The following is a 15,929-nucleotide window of genomic DNA, read 5'->3' on the forward strand; positions in this document are numbered from 1 at the left end:
GGCCGTCGGGCGGCTGCCGGTGTTGGTGACGAGGTTCGGCAGCGAGTCGATCTCGACCGTGGTGACGATCCGCAGCGAGGCGTACTTCGGGTCGGCGAGGATCGCCTTGATCGGGTCGATGTACTCCGTCTTGTAGCGGCCGATCTCGTCGGCCTTCAGCTCACCGTTGGAGGCGAGGGCGGAGCAGTCCCGGCCGGGCAGGTTGTAGATGACGAACTGGACGACGAGTTCGCCGGAGCCCTTCTGGCGCAGCGCCTCGTCGAGGTGGGCGCGCAGGCCCATCTTTCCGCTCGCGCCGTTGATGGCCGCGATCCGGTCCAGCCAGACTCCCGTCGGCTGGTTGGCGACGCGGCTGCCGCCCGGCTCGGCGGCGGCGTTCGCGGACCACTCCGGGTTCACGTACACCTTGGCGCCCTCATAGGGGTTGTTCACCCGGTTGGACGGGCCGCCCGGGTCCGGCGGGGGGTCGGTGGGGCCGCCGGGGCCACCGTCGTCGACGTTGCAGGTCACACCGTCGAGAGTGAACGTGGCCGGGACCGCGTTGCTGCCGCTGTAGCTGCCCTGGAAGCCGAAGCTGACCGAACCGCCGGTCGCCAGCTGGGCGTTGTAGGACTCGTTGGCCGCGGTGACCGCGGCACCGCTCTGGCTCAGCTTGGCGTTCCAGCCGCTGGTGACCTTCTGGTCACCGGCGTACGACCACTTCAGCGACCACGACGACTTGGCGGCGCTGTTGTTCGTGATGGTGACGGCGGCGGTGAAGCCGGTGCTCCACTGGTTCTGGATCTTGTAGTCGACGGTGCAGGGGACGGCGGCGACGCCGGCAGCGCCCGGGTCGACGGCGAAGGCGGTGCCGGTCGCTCCGGCGACCAGGGCCATGGCGGCCAGTAACGCTGTTCTCGTACGGCTCATGAGTGCGGCTTTCCCTTTCGGTGGTGGGGGTGTCAGCCGTTCAGGGCGCGCTCCGACAAGGACATGAGGAACCCGGCACCGGCACTCGCGCAGCCGGGGACGACCGCTGGGGCGGCGGCTAAAAGTACTGAACGCGAGGGGTATCGCATGAGCGACTCCGTGCAGGCCGGGGCGTCGTGACGGACGCGTCGACTGATGGAACCGCTCCCACTGGTGTCAAGGAAGGTAGCGCCAAGCGTCGGCAAAGAACAGAGGGGTCACTGACATTCACTCAACTCCCGGCGTCGAATCTTTTCGACTCTTCGAGGACCTTGACCGGTACCTGACGGGTCCGCACTATGGGAGCGCTCCCACTGGTTCAAGCCTTGACTTCTCCGAGCCGCAAGGAGGAACCAGCACCATGCATCCCCCACCCCGGAGACGCCGAGCCGTGCGGCGGCTGTGGACCGCAGCCGTCGCAGCTCTCGCGCTTCCGTTGACGATGCTCTCCTCAGGGTCGACTCCCGCGCAGGCGGCGGCACTTCAGTGCAGCGTCGACTACAAGACGAACGACTGGGGTTCCGGTTTCACGGTGGACCTGACCCTCACCAACCGCGGCACGGACGTGATCGACGGCTGGACGCTGACCTACGCCTACTCCGGCAACCAGAAGCTGGGCAACGGCTGGAACGGCACCTGGTCGCAGTCCGGCCAGACCATCACCGTGAAGAACGCCGCCCACAACGCGCGGGTGGCGGCGGGTGCCGCCGTCTCCGCCGGTGCCCAGTTCTCCTACAGCGGCTCCAACACCGCGCCGACGTCGTTCTCGGTCAACGGCACCACGTGTACCGGCGCGCACCAGCCGCCGATCGCCGTGCTGACCAGCCCGAGCGCGGGTGCCGTGTACACCCAGGGGCAGGCGGTGCCGCTGGCGGCCACCGCGGCCGCCGCGGACAGCGCCACGATCAGCAAGGTGGAGTTCTACGACGACACCAGGCTGCTGGGCACGGACACGAGCGCGCCCTACGCGCTGTCCGTCTCCGATCTGGCGGTGGGCGGTCATTCCCTGGTGGCGAAGGCGTATGACAGCAGGGGCGCCTCCGCCGATTCCACGCCGGTCGGCATCACCGTCGCCTCCGGGCCGACCGTCGTGGCCTCACCGCTCCAGCTGGGCGTGCAGTCGGGCAAGTCGGGCACGTATGAGGTGAAGCTGTCCAAGCAGCCCTCGGCGAACGTGACGGTGACCTCGGCCCGGGCGAGCGGTAATGCGGGGCTGTCGGTCTCGGCCGGTGCCTCGCTGACGTTCACGCCGCAGAACTGGAACACCGCGCAGAAGGTGACCGTGGCGGCCGCGGACTCCGGTAGCGGATCGGCCGTGTTCGAGTCGACGGCCGCGGGCCACGCCAAGGCCTCGGTCACCGTCACGCAGCTGGCGGCGGCGAAGGAGTACGACGCCCGCTTCCTGGAGCTGTACGGGAAGATCACCAACCCGGCCAACGGCTACTTCTCGCCCGAGGGCATCCCCTACCACTCGGTCGAGACGCTGATCGTCGAGGCGCCGGACCACGGCCACGAGACCACGTCGGAGGCCTACAGCTACCTGCTGTGGCTCCAGGCCATGTACGGCAAGGTGACCGGTGACTGGTCGAAGTTCAACGGCGCGTGGGAGATCATGGAGAAGTACATGATCCCCACCAAGGCCGACCAGCCGACCAACTCCTTCTACAACCCCGCCAAGCCGGCCACCTACGCCCCCGAGCTGGACACGCCGAACGAGTACCCGGCCAAGCTCGAACCGTCCGTCGCGGCCGGCACGGACCCGATCGCGGGCGAGCTGAAGAGCGCCTACGGCACGGACGACGTCTACGGCATGCACTGGCTCCAGGATGTCGACAACGTCTACGGCTACGGCAACTCGCCCGGCAAGTGCGAGGCGGGTCCGTCGGACACCGGCCCGTCGTACATCAACACCTTCCAGCGCGGCGCGCAGGAGTCGGTGTGGGAGACGGTGCCGCAGCCGACCTGCGACGCCTTCAAGTACGGCGGCAAGAACGGCTACCTGGACCTGTTCACCGCTGACGCCTCCTACGCCAAGCAGTGGAAGTTCACCAACGCTCCCGACGCCGACGCCCGGGCCGTGCAGGCCGCCTACTGGGCGGACCTGTGGGCCAAGGAACAGGGCAAGGGCGCGCAGGTCTCCGGCACGGTCGCCAAGGCCGCGAAGATGGGTGACTACCTGCGCTACTCGATGTTCGACAAGTACTTCAAGAAGGTCGGCAACTGCGTCGGACCGGCGGCCTGCCCGGCGGGCACCGGCAAGGACGCCTCCTTCTACCTGATGTCCTGGTACTACGCCTGGGGCGGTGCCACCGACACCAATGCCGGCTGGGCCTGGCGCATCGGCTCCAGCCACGCCCACGGCGGCTACCAGAACCCCCTGGCGGCCTACGCACTCGGCAACTACGCGCCGCTGAAGCCGAAGTCGGCCACGGGTGCGGCGGACTGGGCCAAGTCCATGGACCGGCAGCTGGAGTTCTACCGCTGGCTCCAGTCCGACGAAGGCGCCATCGCCGGTGGCGCGACCAACAGCTGGCAGGGCCGGTACGCGGCCCCGCCCGCGGGCAAGTCGACGTTCTACGGCATGTACTACGACGAGAAGCCGGTATACCACGACCCGCCGTCCAACCAGTGGTTCGGCTTCCAGGCATGGTCCATGGAACGCGTCGCCGAGCTGTACCAGCAGACCGGCAACGCCAAGGCCAAGACGGTCCTCGACAAATGGGTCAAGTGGGCGCTGTCCAAGACCACGTTCAACCCCGACGGCACCTACCGCATCCCCTCGACGCTCCAGTGGTCGGGCCAGCCCGACACCTGGAACGCCGCCGACCCCGGCGCCAACAACGGGCTGCACGTCACCGTCGCCGACTACACCAACGACGTCGGTGTGGCCGCCGCGTACGCCAAGACCCTGACCTACTACGCGGACCGCTCCGGTGACACGCAGGCCGCCGCGGCAGCCAAGAAGCTGCTGGACGGCATGTGGGCGAACCACCAGACCGACCTCGGAATCGCCGTTGCCGAGAACCGGGCCGACTACAACCGCTTCGACGACCCGGTCCACATCCCGAGCGGCTGGACAGGCACGATGCCGAACGGCGACCCGATCAACACGTCGTCGACGTTCGACTCGATCCGCTCCTTCTACCAGGACGACCCGGCCTGGTCGAAGATCGAAAGCTACCTCGCCGGCGGCGCGGTGCCCTCGTTCACCTACCACCGGTTCTGGGCCCAGGCAGACATCGCCCTGGCCATGGGCTCGTACGCGGAGCTTCTCGAATAGCCCCCGCCGGGCGCTCCGCGGGCTGGGCGGTGGTCATCTGCGGGCCGTATGTGGCTGGTCGCGCAGTTCCCCGCGCCCCCAAAACAGCGTCCGAAGCTCTGCGTACGTGGCCCCGCACCTGACGCGGGGCCACCTCGGCCGGGCGGCTCCACCCGCACTGGGGCCGCCCGGCCCTCGCACGTTCCCCCTCACGGAAGGAACCCCACCGTGCGAAGAACCCGTGTTCTCACGGCCGTGCTCGCGCTGGCGGCCGGGTTGTTGTCGGGCGCTCCCACCGCCCTGGCCGCCGACCGGACGTCGGTGAAGATCGCCGCCGATACCTACTCCTGGAAGAACGCCCGGATCGACGGCGGTGGGTTCGTCCCCGGGATCGTCTTCAACCGGACCGAGAAGAACCTCGCCTACGCCCGCACCGACATCGGCGGCGCCTACCGCTGGCAGGAGTCCTCCAAGACCTGGACGCCGCTGCTGGACTCGGTCGGCTGGGACGACTGGGGGCACACGGGCGTCGTGAGCATCGCGTCCGACTCCGTCGATCCGAACCGGGTGTACGCGGCGGTCGGGACGTACACGAACAGCTGGGACCCGAAGAACGGCGCCGTCATGCGCTCCTCCGACCGGGGCGCGAGCTGGCGGAAGGCGAACCTGCCGTTCAAGCTGGGCGGCAACATGCCGGGGCGGGGCATGGGCGAGCGGCTGGCCGTCGACCCGAACCGGAACAGCGTGCTGTATCTGGGTGCGCCCAGCGGCAACGGGCTGTGGCGGTCGACGGACTCGGGCGCGACCTGGTCGCAGGTGGCGAACTTTCCCAACGTGGGCAACTACGTGGCGGACCCGAGCGACACGTCCGGCTACTCCAGCGACAACCAGGGCATCGTCTGGGTCACCTTCGACGAGTCCACGGGAACCGCCGGGAACGCCACGAGAACGGTCTACGTCGGGGTCGCCGACAAGGACAACGCGGTGTACCGGTCGACGGACGCGGGCGCGACCTGGCAGCGGCTGGCCGGGCAGCCCACCGGCCACCTGGCGCACAAGGGCGTCCTGGACGCCAGGAACGGTTACCTCTATCTCGCGTACAGCGACAAGGGCGGCCCGTACGACGGCGGCAAGGGCCGGCTGTGGCGGTACGCGACGGGCACGGGGGCCTGGACGGACATCAGCCCGGTGGCGGAGGCCGACACCTCCTACGGCTTCAGCGGGCTGACCGTCGACCGGCAGAAGCCGGGCACGGTCATGGCGACCGCGTACAGCGCCTGGTGGCCCGACACGCAGATCTTCCGCTCCACGGACAGCGGCGCGACCTGGACCAGGGCGTGGGACTACACGTCGTACCCGAACCGCGAGAACCGCTACACGATGGACGTCTCGTCCTCACCGTGGCTGACCTGGGGCGCGAACCCGCAACCGCCCGAGCAGACGCCGAAGCTGGGATGGATGACCGAGGCCCTGGAGATCGACCCGTTCGACTCGAACCGGATGATGTACGGAACGGGTGCGACGATCTACGGCACGGAGAACCTCACGAACTGGGACAGCGGAAGCAAGTTCGCCGTCAAACCGATGGTGCGGGGGCTGGAGGAGACGGCGGTCAACGACCTGGCCTCTCCCCCGTCAGGCGCCCCGTTGCTGAGTGCGCTCGGCGACATCGGCGGCTTCCGCCACACGGACCTGACGAAGGTGCCGTCGATGATGTTCACCCAGCCGAACTTCACGACGACCACGAGCCTGGACTTCGCCGAGTCGAACCCCGGCACGGTGGTGCGGACGGGCAACCTGGACTCGGGACCGCACATCGCGTTCTCGACGGACAACGGCGCCAACTGGTTCGCCGGGACCGACCCTTCGGGCGTGAGCGGCGGCGGCACGGTCGCGGCCGCGGCCGACGGCAGCCGGTTCGTGTGGAGCCCCGAGGGCGCCGGAGTGCACCACGCGACCGGCTTCGGCACGTCGTGGCAGGCCTCCGATGGGATCCCCGCCGGGGCGGTCGTCGAGGCGGACCGCGTCGATCCGAAGACCTTCTACGGCTTCAAGTCCGGGAAGTTCTACGTCAGTACGGACGGCGGAGCGACCTTCAAGGCGTCACCGGCGACGGGGCTGCCCAGCGGTGACAGTGTCCGCTTCAAGGCGCTGCCAGGCGGGAAGGGCGACGTCTGGCTGGCCGGCGGCGCGGCGGACGGTGCCTACGGCCTGTGGCACTCCACGGACGGCGGGGCGAGCTTCACCAAGCTGGCGAACGTCGAGCAGGCCGACACCGTCGGCTTCGGCAAGGCAGCACCCGGCGCCTCCTACCAGACGCTCTACACCAGCGCGAAGATCGGCGGCGTGCGCGGCATCTTCCGGTCCACCGACAAGGGCGCGAGCTGGACGCGCATCAACGACGACGCCCACCAGTGGGGCTGGACGGGTGCGGCGATCACCGGCGACCCGCGCGTGTACGGCCGTGTCTACGTCTCCACGAACGGCCGGGGCGTCGTCTACGGCGACAGCTCCGGCGGCGGCACGACCGATCCGGGGCCGGGCCCCGGCCCGGCACCGACGGGCGCCTGCAAGGTGACGTACAAGGTCACCAGCCAGTGGGCGGGCGGCTTCCAGGCGGACGTCCAGCTCGCCAACACCGGGACGAGCGCCTGGAACAGCTGGTCGCTGAACTGGACCTTCCCCGACGGCCAGAAGCTGACCCAGGCCTGGAACGCCGAGACGACGCAGTCGGGCCCGGCGGTCACGGCGAAGAACATCGGCTGGAACGGAAACGTGGCGGCGGGATCGTCGGTGAGCTTCGGCTTCACGGGGAACTGGTCGGGCACGAACACGAAACCGGCCACGTTCAGGCTGGGCGAGCAGACCTGCACGACTGCCTGACCGGGCGGTCCGAGGGCGTGTGCCGGACACGGTACGCGCCCTCTGGCATGTCAGGACCGGTCGCGAACCGAGCATGCGGCGGCTTCAGCCGGGCCGGGGGCTGCCGTACCGTTCCACCAGCTCGGCCGCCGTCCGGGCGATCCGCTCGCGCAGTTCCAGGGGTTCGAGCACCTCGACGCCGCTGCCCAGGCGCAGGAAATCGGTGTGGGCGCGGTCGACGGACTCGATGGCGACGGTGACACGGGTCCAGCCGTCCTCCTCCACGTGTGCGTCGGTCAGCGCCGGTCCGGGGAGGGGTACACCCGGCGCCAGCCGGACCACGGCCCGGGCCGCTCGGAGCCGGTGGTGGAAATCGCGCTGGTACGCCGTCCAGTGGACGGCCAGGTCGAAGTCACCGGGTGGGCTGAACTCCTCGCCGGTGGGGTCGAGGCGCAGGATCTGGTCGACCCGGTAGGTGCGCGGACCCGGGCCCGCGACGACGTACCAGCGGCCCGCCTTGAGGACGAGCCCGTACGGCTCCAGGCGGCGCTCCACGTCGGTGGGCTCACGCCAGCGGCGGTAAAGGATGTTCACGGCACGCCGGTTCCAGACCGCGTGGGCCACGGCCGGGAGGTACGGCGTCTGGTCGGCGTCGGCGTACCAGCCGGGCGCGTCGAGGTGGAAGCGGCTGCTGATCCGGTCGGCGTGCGGGCGCAGTTCGGCCGGCAGCGCGGCCCGGACCTTGAGCTGGGCGGCGGCGAGGACGGCACCGAGGCCCAGTTGGGCCGCGGCACCGGGGGCGCCGGCGAGGAAGAGCGCCTCGGCCTCGTCGGTGGTCAGCCCCGTGAGGCGGGTGCGGTAGCCGTCCAGCAGACGGTAACCGCCGGCGTGGCCCGCGTCGGCGTAGAGCGGGACACCGGCCGCGCTCAGCGCCTCGACGTCCCGGTACACCGTGCGCACCGACACCTCCAGCTCCTCGGCGAGCCGGGCGGCGGTCATCCGCCCGCGGGTCTGGAGCAGCAGGAGGATCTGGACGAGCCGACTGGACTTCACTGACACAGGATGTCAGTGAAGCGGCCCTAGCGTCCCCCTCATGGGCTTCACCGAGAAACTGCTGACCGTCCCTCCACCCGTCGAGGTGGCCGGACGCCACATCAAGCGCTACCACGTCACCTCCGACCCGGCGGGCATCGAGCCCGAGGTGGAGAAGGCGGCGTACGCGATCCTGCCGGAGCTGCTGCCGGAGCCGGACGGCACTCCCCCGGCGGCCTTCGTCGTCCTGCACCGGGGCGGTGACGACGGCGCCTATCTGAACGCCTACAGCTGGGTGTGGGACAACGTCCTGCACTTCCGGGGCGCGGCGGCGGGTCAGCCCGTGCTGGGCTGCCCGGACCGTGATCCGGCCCATTTCATCACTCCCGGGCTGCCGTGGATCGGCTGCGTCTGGGAGCTGCCGCCGATCCTGCACGAGCGGGACGCCTGGGTGCGGCACCTGCTCGCGCCCGAAGTCCCGGACCTCAAGGCCTACGTGGCCGACTCCCTGCCCGAAGGAACCACAGGAGACCGCGCATGAGCAGCCCGCACGACTTCGACTTCTTCCACGGTGACTGGGAGGTCCGCCACCGGCGCCGCACCGCTTTCCTCGCACCGGACAGCGACTGGGTGGAGTTCCCCGGCACCAGCCACTGCCGGCCGCTGTTCGACGGGGCCGCGAACATCGACGAGGTCGACATGCCGCTGCTGTCCGCGAAGGGCGCGACCTTGCGGCTCTTCGACCCGGAAACCGGGCGGTGGTCGCTCAACTGGGCCTCCAGCATCAGCGGAACCCTCTTCCCGCCGGTCTTCGGCCGCTTCGAGGGCGGACGCGGCGAGTTCCACGGCGACGACACGTACGACGGCAAGGACGTGCGGGTCCGGTTCGTCTGGTCGGACGTCTCCGCCGCGTCGGCCCGCTGGGAGCAGGCGTTCTCCGTGGACGGCGGGGACACCTGGCTGACCAACTGGATCATGGAGTTCGCCCGGCCTTCCGGAACGACCGCAGGCTGAACACCGGGTCGGGGCGGGGCCGGTCCTGGTCGGGGAGGCGTGCGAGGCGGGTGGCGAATCCGTCGGCGAGCGGGTGGCCCGGGGGCAGGGTGACGAACCAGCCCCGGCGCAGGTCGGCGATCGTGCGGCGGGGACTGCGCCCCTGGCCGAGACCGGTGAAGCCCGCCTGCCCGGCCGGGGCCAGGCCGTGGGCCGCGGCGCAGGACTCGACCTCCGCCGCCGCGTCCCGGACCGGGCTGGGCGGCCGGGAGGACAGGACGACATCGATGTCACTGCCCACGTTGTGGGAGGCGGCCTTGTCGACCGTGGTGACGTACACCCCGCCGGGCCGCAGCACCCGGGCGCACTCGCCGACGATGGCCCGCACCTCGGCGGGCCCGGCCGCCAGGTGCAGCAGCCACACGCTGCACACGGCGTCGAACTGCCCGTCCCGGAAGGGCAGCCGGCGGCTGTCGGCGCGCACGACGGCACCGGGGAGCCGCGTGGAGGCCTGCCGGGCCATCGCCGGGGCGAGGTCGACGCCGGTCACCCGCAGGCCGTCGCGGGCGGCCTGGAGCCGGCGGGTCACGATGCCGGTGCCGCAGGCGACGTCGAGCAGACTGCGCGCGTCCTGCGGTACGAGGCTCAGCACCGCTTCCGCGGCGGCCGCCGCCCGGGGCTCACCGCCGCGCGAGGCGTCGTACCGCTCCGCTTCCTTGTCGTAGTCGAGCACCTCGTCAGTGTGCCCCGTGCCCGGGGGCCAGGTCCTCCACCCTGCGGGCGAGCTCGAAGTCCTTCTCGGTCACGGCGCCGCCCGCGCTGTGCGTATGCACGGCCAGGGAGACGGTGTTGTAGCCGAGGGTGAGGTCGGAGTGGTGGTTCAGCTCCTCCTGGACCTGGGCGATGTGCACGACCATCGCCGTCGCCGCGAAGTGCGAGCCGAGCCGGTAGGAGCGGATGAGGTGGTCCTTGTCGAGCGACCAGCCCGGCAGCTCGGCCAGCCGGTCCTCGACCTCCTTCTGCGACAGCGGTTCGACGGGCATGGGCCACGCTCCTTCCCTGGCTGCTGGTCCTCCCAGCCTGCCACAGCAGGGCGGCCGTGGCCCTGGTCGGAGGGCTGTGCCTGTCCGGCACGACCGGTTCTCGACTACGGTCCCGGCATGACCACTCACCCGTCCACCGCCGAGAAGGGCGCGGGCCCCCTGCTGCGGGCCTGGCGGGAGCAGCGGCGCATCAGCCAGCTGGAGCTGGCCCTGCGCGCGGACTCCTCGGCCCGGCACATCAGCTTCATCGAGACCGGCCGCTCCCGGCCCAGCGAGGAGATGGTGCTGCGGCTGGCCGAGCATCTGGACGTCCCCGTGCGGGAGCGCAACGCGCTGCTGCTGGCGGCCGGTTACGCGCCCCGCTATCCGGAGACCCCGCTGGACGACCCGGCGCTGGGCGCGCTGCGGGAGGGCATCGAGCGGCTGATCGGCGGCTACGAGCCGTATCCGGCGCTGGTGGTGGACGCCCTGTACGACGTGGTGGCCGCCAACCGGGGGGTCATGACACTGGTCGACGGGGTCGGCGAGGCGCTGCTCGAACCGCCGCTGAACGCGATGCGGCTGGCCCTGCACCCGCAGGGCCTCGCGCCGCGCATCCGCAATCTGCGCGCCTGGCGGGGTCATCTGCTGGAGCAGATGGAACGGCAGATCGCGCTGCACCGCTCCGAGCCGCTGCGTGCGCTGTACGAGGAGGTGGCGGCGTATCCGGTGCCCGCCGAGGATCCGGCGGACGAGCCGTCGGAGCCGGTGCCGTACTTCGCGCTGCCGCTGCGGATCGAGCACGAGGGACGGACGCTGTCGTTCGTCTCCTCGATCTCCACGTTCAACACGCCGATGGACGTGACGGTCGCCGAGCTGGCCATCGAGACGCTGCTCCCGGCCGACCCGGCGACGGCCAAGTACCTTCAGTCCTCGCTGGCTTGACGGGCCTTCAGGGCCAGGTGCTGGAGGACGGCGAACCCGGCCACGGCCAAGGCCTGGAGCACCGTCCACACGGCGCCCGGCGTGCTCGGCGTCAGCCACAGCGCCAGGGCCGCGAGGCTCACCGCCGCCCAGGCGAGGTTGGCCTCGACGACGGCCCGTACGCCGAGTGCCGGGGGCCGCCTGCGGGCGGCCAGCAGGCCCACGCCCGCCGAGTAGAGGGCGAGGAACGCGCCCAGGGCGAGCAGCAGCGTGGCGTCGACTCCGAGGAATCCCCCGAGCGGTCCGGAGAACGCCAGGTAGGCGAGCGCGTTGGTGCCGGTGACGACGGCGTCCAGGGCGAGGAAGCGGCGCAGCATCGACTGCGGTTCCACGGTCCGGGCGAGCGCGGCGAGCTGGATCGCGGACATGGGGAATCACCCTCCGTCGGGTTGTGGTGCGGCGGCTGGGGCCGGGTCCCGGGCCGGAGTGCGCCGGCCCGGAACCCGGTGCGTCCACGATGCCGTCGCGGCGGTGTCCGGTCGATTACCCGCGGGGTAATGCCGGCGCCGCTCCTGCGCTTACGGCGATCTCTTCGGTGCGAGCCCTGTGATCCGGCCGCCCGGACGTGACAGACTGATCACAGGCTTGGGCACGTTGGGGAGGCGTGGCGTGAGTGAACGGCGGGCCGCACCCACGGTGGGCCAGGTGGTCCTGGGCAAGCGGTTGCAGGAGCTGCGCGAGGCCGCGGGCCTCGGTCGTGACGAGGCCGCCAAGGTGCTGCGGGTCGCCCCGGCGACCGTCCGGCGGATGGAGACCGCCGACGTCGCGCTGAAGATCCCGTACGTGCAGATCCTGCTGACGGCGTACGGCGTGGCCGAGGACGAGGTGACCGCGTTCGTCGACCTCGCCGAGGAGGCGAACCGGCCGGGCTGGTGGCAGCGGTTCCACGACGTGCTGCCGGAATGGTTCAGCCTGTACGTGAGCCTGGAGGGCGCCGCGCGGATCATCCGGTCCTACGAGCCGCACTTCGTGCCGGGGCTGCTCCAGACCGAGGAGTACGCGCGGGCCGTGCTACAGGCCGGGACCATCGCGAACGCCGGGCCGGAGGCCGTGGAGCGGCATGTGTCGCTGCGCATGGAGCGGCAGCGGCTGCTGGACCGCCGTGATCCCCCGCACCTGTGGGTGATCATGGACGAGACGGTGCTGCGCCGCCCGGTGAGCGTCGACGGCCGGGTGATGCGCGACCAGCTGGACAAGCTGCTGGAGTACGCCGCCCGCGACCGCGTCACTCTCCAGATCGCCGAGTTCGCCGACGGCCCGCATCCGGGGACGTACGCCCCCTTCTCACTGTTCCGCTTCGCCGAGCCGGAACTGCCCGACATGGTCTTCACCGAGTATCTGACCGGCGCGCTGTACCTGGACTCCCGCAAGGAGGTCTCGGCGCATCTGGAGGTGCTGGACCACATGACGGCCGGGGCGGGTTCGGCGCAGCGTACGGAGGAGCTGCTGCGGGAGTACCGCGAGCGGTACTGACCCGTACGGGCGCCGTCGGCGGGTGCGCTCCCCGGCCCGGCCCTAGCGTCGGGATGGCGGGCAGGCAGGCAGGCGCACGCGAAGGAGGTCCGATGCCCGGATTCGAGGTGCTGTACCAGGCGGCCGCGCTGTGCCTGATGTACCCCGACGACGACTTCCGCGCCCGGCTGCCACTGCTGCGCGAAGCGGCCCCCCAACTGCGGGAGTTCGCCGACCACGCGGCTGTCACCCCGCCGAGGGAGCTGGCCGCGCACTACGTCGAGGTGTTCGAGGCCGGGCAGGAGCACAGCCTGTATCTGAGCGCCTGGCGCGAGGCCGCCCCGGCGCCCTCCGAGGAGCTCTACCGCGCGCACGGCCTGGAGACCACCGGTGAGGAGCCGCCGGATTTCCTGCCCGCGGTGCTGGAGCTCACGGCTCGCACCGGCAGCGACGGGCTCCTGACGGAGCACCGCGACGGCCTGGACCGGCTCAGGTCCAGGCTCACCGACTTCGGTACCCCGTACGCCACGGTCCTGGACGCGGTGTGCGCGACGTTGCCGCCCGCGCACACCGAGACCTAGGAGCCGGGCACCCCGGCTAGCAGAAGCACGGCTCCACGCCCGAGCCCAGGAACGGGATGTCGTCGCCGGTCAGGGCGCCGGCGAAGGCGTGCACCTCGTCCACGTCGCCGTGCAGGTACTCGCCCCACCCGTCGCCGCACTGGCCGCGGCCGATCTGAAGCGGGCCGGAGCCGCGCCAGCCGTTCGGGAGGTCCGCGGTCGCCTCGGCGTTGGTCTGTCCGTCGACGTAGAGCCTGATCTTGTCGGTGGCGTCGTCGTAGACGACGGCGAGGCGATGGCCGGCGCCCTCGCCGCCGTCCGCCCTCTCGATCTGCGCCACCACCGTTTCGGGCGCACCCCGCTCGTCCCTGTGCGGCATCACCAGCTGCCAGGCGTGCTGCGCGGGCTGATAGCGCAGCCTGAACGCGTCGGTGTGCTTGCCGGGCAGCGACAGGGCGGTCATGGGGCGCTCGGGCTCCGCGTCCGCCAGGCGGACGACCACCCCGATGGTGAAGCTGTCCGAGGTGTCGACCACGGGTCCCTCGGCGATCGCGTGACCGGTCTTGCCGTCGAGTGCCAGGTGGCCGTCTCCGACGAGCGGCAGCGGCGCCGGCACGCAGTCCGGGTCCAGCCACGGCTCACACGAGCCCTCCGGGACGCGGTAGATCGTCGCGCCGGACCCCAGCTTCAGGGGCGCGCCGCCGTTCAGCTCGGGGCTGGTGCCGTCCCGGGCCGTCTCCAGCGACCAGTGGCCGCGCAACGACGGCTTGCGGAGGGCCAGTTCGGACGCCTCGTCCGGCACCACCACCCGGTCGTGGACCCTGACGCCGCCCAGTTCGCCGTGCCAGCGGTCGTGGTAGCCGTTTCCGTCGCGGACCCGGCCGATCTGGAAGGCGCCGGCGGTGGCGGTGGGCGTGGCCCCGGCCCTGGTGCCGACCTCATGGCCGTTGACGTACAGCCGCGCCTCGCCCGTCTCGGCGTCGTACACGCCCAACAGGTGGGCCCATTCGCCGGTCTCCGGAGCACCGCCGGACACGGTTGCGCCGCCGACGGTGAACGACCAGTCCGGAGTCCCGCCCCGGGGGTTCAGGCCGAGGGCGAATGCGGCCGCCTGCCCCGCGTCCTGGCCGGCGACGGTCATGTTCCGGCCGGTGTCGGCCGGGCGGGCCCAGGCGCTGACGGCGAAGCTCTTGCGGGGGTCGGTGACGGCCGGGGTGTCCGTGGTGAGGTAGCCGTGGCTGCTGCCGTCCAGGGTCGCCGACGTGGTGAGCTTCGTGCGCGCGGGGGCGGGGGCGCCGAAGGTGACGCCGGAGCCGGCGGCCGCGTCGGTGCCCGCCTCGGCGTCGGCGGAGGTGGCTCCCTTGGCGTCGGCCAGGGGCCAGTGGGCCACGGGCGCGCGGCCGGACTTCACGTAGAAGTCGTACGACGACTGGCCGCTGCTGCGTCCGGCACGGTCGATGGCCCGGACGGTCAGGCTCTCGGGGCCCGAGTCGAGGGGCAGGAAGGGGATGGTCACCGGCCCGCCGGGCCGCTCGGGGCGGACGGTTCCGTGGGGGCCGCCGATGAAGCCGTACGTGTACGACACGACGTCGTCGGAAGGCGAGTCCATCGTGAAGTGGCCGTAGACCCCCACTCCGTCCACCCAGAACACGTTCTCCGGGTATTCGGGCGAGGAGATCGTCGCCTTCTCCGGATTCTCGTCGTCGTAGACGAACTCGCAGACGGAGCCGTCACCCTCGGAGCTCCACGGGGAGGTCTCCTTGCCGTCGTTCGCGCGGACGCGCCAGGAGATGACGGTGCCGGGCGGGACGGAGCCCTCCGGCATGTGCCACCGCTGCGGGTCTCCGGAGTGTCCTTCGAGCGTCGTACGCGTGAGGCGCTGCTCCACCCCGTCGGCGTCCGTCCACCACGCCTCGAACTCGCCCTTGACCAGGTTGGCCTCGGCGGGGTGGTTGTCCTCCTCCGGGTCGTACAGGACCGCGCTCAGGACGGGCGCGCCGGAGACGTACACCCTCCGGTCCCCCGCCGCGCACTCCTTGTACCCCGTCTCCAGGTCCTGGACGAGCGGCTGCTTCGGCGGCAGGTTGTCCGCGGCCTGTGCCACGCCGGTACCGGTCGTCATCACGGCCGCCACCGCACACCCCACCGCCAGCAGTCTGTGTCCGCCGGATCTCTTCTGTGCGCCCAACTGTCCCTCCCCTGTGAACTTCCCTCGGCCCGCCGGTCACACGGGCTGCTGGAGGTTAACAGGGGGCACTGACTTCGCAGTAAGGGATTTCCCCTGCCGCGACGGAGAGTCGGGCTAGGCGGCGCCGCCCTTCTCGTCCCGTCCGTTCTTCTCCTCGTCCACGATCTCCGCGTCCACGACTCCCTCCTCGTCCCGCGGCGCGGTGGGGGATTCCTCCGCGGAGGTCTGCTGGGCCTGGGCGTACATCGCCTGTCCCATCTTCTGGCTGACGGAGGCGAGTTTCTCGACGCCCGCGCGCAGGGCGGTGGTGTCCGCCTGCTGTGCCAGTGCTTCCTTCACCTCGGCGACGGCCGACTCCACCTCGGACTTCGTGTCGGCCGGGACCCGGTCGCCGTTCTCACGGAGGAAGTTCTCCGTCTGGTAGACGAGTTGCTCGGCCTGGTTGCGGGTCTCGGCGGCCTCACGGCGTTTGCTGTCCTCCTCGGCGTACTGTTCGGCCTCGCGCATCATCCGGTCGATGTCGTCCTTGGGCAGGGCCGAGCCGCCGGTGACGGTCATCTTCTGCTCGCGGCCGGTCGCCAGGTCCTTGGCGGAGACGTGCATGATGCCGTTGGCGTCGATGTCGAAGG

General features: G+C 71.1%; 14 protein-coding genes. 7 read left to right on the forward strand and 7 right to left on the reverse strand.

Annotated features, from left to right (window positions below):
- The coding region (locus GTY56_RS21450; protein WP_202510537.1) for a cellulose binding domain-containing protein at positions 1-909 on the reverse strand (909 nt) is incomplete at its 3' end.
- Positions 910-1,309: 400 nt separating this feature from the next.
- Between GTY56_RS21450 and GTY56_RS21455 the strand changes: the two genes are divergently transcribed.
- On the forward strand, positions 1,310-4,228 hold the full coding sequence (locus GTY56_RS21455; protein ID WP_161366982.1) for a glycoside hydrolase family 48 protein: 2,919 nt from the start codon (positions 1,310-1,312) through the stop codon (positions 4,226-4,228).
- 207 nt (positions 4,229-4,435) lie between these two features.
- Positions 4,436-7,090, forward strand: coding sequence for a cellulose binding domain-containing protein (locus GTY56_RS21460; RefSeq protein WP_161366983.1), 2,655 nt, complete (start codon positions 4,436-4,438; stop codon positions 7,088-7,090).
- 84 nt (positions 7,091-7,174) lie between these two features.
- Here the strand turns inward: GTY56_RS21460 and GTY56_RS21465 are convergent, their stop codons facing one another.
- Complete coding sequence (locus GTY56_RS21465; protein WP_161366984.1) at positions 7,175-8,122, reverse strand: WYL domain-containing protein; 948 nt, start codon at positions 8,120-8,122, stop codon at positions 7,175-7,177.
- 40 nt (positions 8,123-8,162) lie between these two features.
- Here GTY56_RS21465 and GTY56_RS21470 point away from each other — a divergent pair, with 40 nt between their 5' ends.
- Both GTY56_RS21470 and GTY56_RS21475 read left to right on the forward strand, forming a co-directional pair.
- The gene (locus tag GTY56_RS21470; RefSeq protein WP_161366985.1) at positions 8,163-8,642 is read left to right on the forward strand and encodes a hypothetical protein; all 480 of its coding nucleotides are present in this window, start codon (positions 8,163-8,165) and stop codon (positions 8,640-8,642) included.
- On the forward strand, positions 8,639-9,115 hold the full coding sequence (locus GTY56_RS21475; RefSeq protein WP_161366986.1) for a hypothetical protein: 477 nt from the start codon (positions 8,639-8,641) through the stop codon (positions 9,113-9,115). Before GTY56_RS21470 ends, GTY56_RS21475 begins: the two co-directional genes overlap by 4 nt.
- Here the strand turns inward: GTY56_RS21475 and GTY56_RS21480 are convergent.
- Positions 9,075-9,827 carry a methyltransferase domain-containing protein gene (locus GTY56_RS21480; protein WP_161366987.1) on the reverse strand — a complete coding sequence of 251 codons (753 nt, stop codon included), beginning with the start codon at positions 9,825-9,827 and terminating at the stop codon, positions 9,075-9,077. The two genes, GTY56_RS21475 and GTY56_RS21480, sit on opposite strands and share 41 nt — an antisense overlap.
- A 4-nt stretch (positions 9,828-9,831) precedes the next feature.
- A complete protein-coding gene (locus GTY56_RS21485; protein ID WP_031106506.1) occupies positions 9,832-10,137 on the reverse strand; it encodes a 4a-hydroxytetrahydrobiopterin dehydratase in 306 nt (101 codons plus the stop codon).
- 117 nt (positions 10,138-10,254) lie between these two features.
- Here GTY56_RS21485 and GTY56_RS21490 point away from each other — a divergent pair, with 117 nt between their 5' ends.
- Positions 10,255-11,061: a helix-turn-helix domain-containing protein gene (locus tag GTY56_RS21490; protein ID WP_161366988.1), complete on the forward strand. Its 807-nt coding sequence runs from the start codon at positions 10,255-10,257 to the stop codon at positions 11,059-11,061.
- Here GTY56_RS21490 and GTY56_RS21495 read toward each other — a convergent pair.
- Complete coding sequence (locus GTY56_RS21495; RefSeq protein WP_161366989.1) at positions 11,043-11,468, reverse strand: hypothetical protein; 426 nt, start codon at positions 11,466-11,468, stop codon at positions 11,043-11,045. The two genes, GTY56_RS21490 and GTY56_RS21495, sit on opposite strands and share 19 nt — an antisense overlap.
- Before the next feature lie 241 nt (positions 11,469-11,709).
- Between GTY56_RS21495 and GTY56_RS21500 the strand changes: the two genes are divergently transcribed.
- Positions 11,710-12,573 carry a Sco1979 family transcriptional regulator gene (locus GTY56_RS21500; protein WP_161366990.1) on the forward strand — a complete coding sequence of 288 codons (864 nt, stop codon included), beginning with the start codon at positions 11,710-11,712 and terminating at the stop codon, positions 12,571-12,573.
- Positions 12,574-12,665: 92 nt separating this feature from the next.
- Positions 12,666-13,133 (forward strand): nitrate reductase molybdenum cofactor assembly chaperone, encoded by a 468-nt coding sequence (locus tag GTY56_RS21505; protein WP_161366991.1) that lies wholly within the window; start codon positions 12,666-12,668, stop codon positions 13,131-13,133.
- Between the two features lie 16 nt (positions 13,134-13,149).
- On the opposite strand, the gene GTY56_RS21510 is transcribed toward GTY56_RS21505, so the two are convergent.
- The gene (locus tag GTY56_RS21510; RefSeq protein ID WP_202510539.1) at positions 13,150-15,234 is read right to left on the reverse strand and encodes a LamG domain-containing protein; all 2,085 of its coding nucleotides are present in this window, start codon (positions 15,232-15,234) and stop codon (positions 13,150-13,152) included.
- Between the two features lie 180 nt (positions 15,235-15,414).
- Positions 15,415-15,929, reverse strand: a 515-nt coding sequence (locus GTY56_RS21515) for an Hsp70 family protein (RefSeq protein WP_161366992.1), incomplete at its 5' end; no start/stop codon positions are given.

It is taken from the genome of Streptomyces sp. SID5643 (genome assembly GCF_009872555.1).
Classification (GTDB): Bacteria; Actinomycetota; Actinomycetes; order Streptomycetales; family Streptomycetaceae; genus Streptomyces; species Streptomyces iakyrus.

What these genes read in the sequence shown, in the direction of transcription:
- GTY56_RS21510 (WP_202510539.1), bottom strand. Translation starts at nt 15,234, where the DNA reads ATGACGACCGGTACCGGCGTGGCACAGGCCGCGGACAACCTGCCGCCG.
- GTY56_RS21475 (WP_161366986.1), top strand. Translation starts at nt 8,639, where the DNA reads ATGAGCAGCCCGCACGACTTCGACTTCTTCCACGGTGACTGGGAGGTC.
- GTY56_RS21455 (WP_161366982.1), top strand. Translation starts at nt 1,310, where the DNA reads ATGCATCCCCCACCCCGGAGACGCCGAGCCGTGCGGCGGCTGTGGACC.
- GTY56_RS21495 (WP_161366989.1), bottom strand. Translation starts at nt 11,468, where the DNA reads ATGTCCGCGATCCAGCTCGCCGCGCTCGCCCGGACCGTGGAACCGCAG.
- GTY56_RS21505 (WP_161366991.1), top strand. Translation starts at nt 12,666, where the DNA reads ATGCCCGGATTCGAGGTGCTGTACCAGGCGGCCGCGCTGTGCCTGATG.
- GTY56_RS21490 (WP_161366988.1), top strand. Translation starts at nt 10,255, where the DNA reads ATGACCACTCACCCGTCCACCGCCGAGAAGGGCGCGGGCCCCCTGCTG.
- GTY56_RS21470 (WP_161366985.1), top strand. Translation starts at nt 8,163, where the DNA reads ATGGGCTTCACCGAGAAACTGCTGACCGTCCCTCCACCCGTCGAGGTG.
- GTY56_RS21485 (WP_031106506.1), bottom strand. Translation starts at nt 10,137, where the DNA reads ATGCCCGTCGAACCGCTGTCGCAGAAGGAGGTCGAGGACCGGCTGGCC.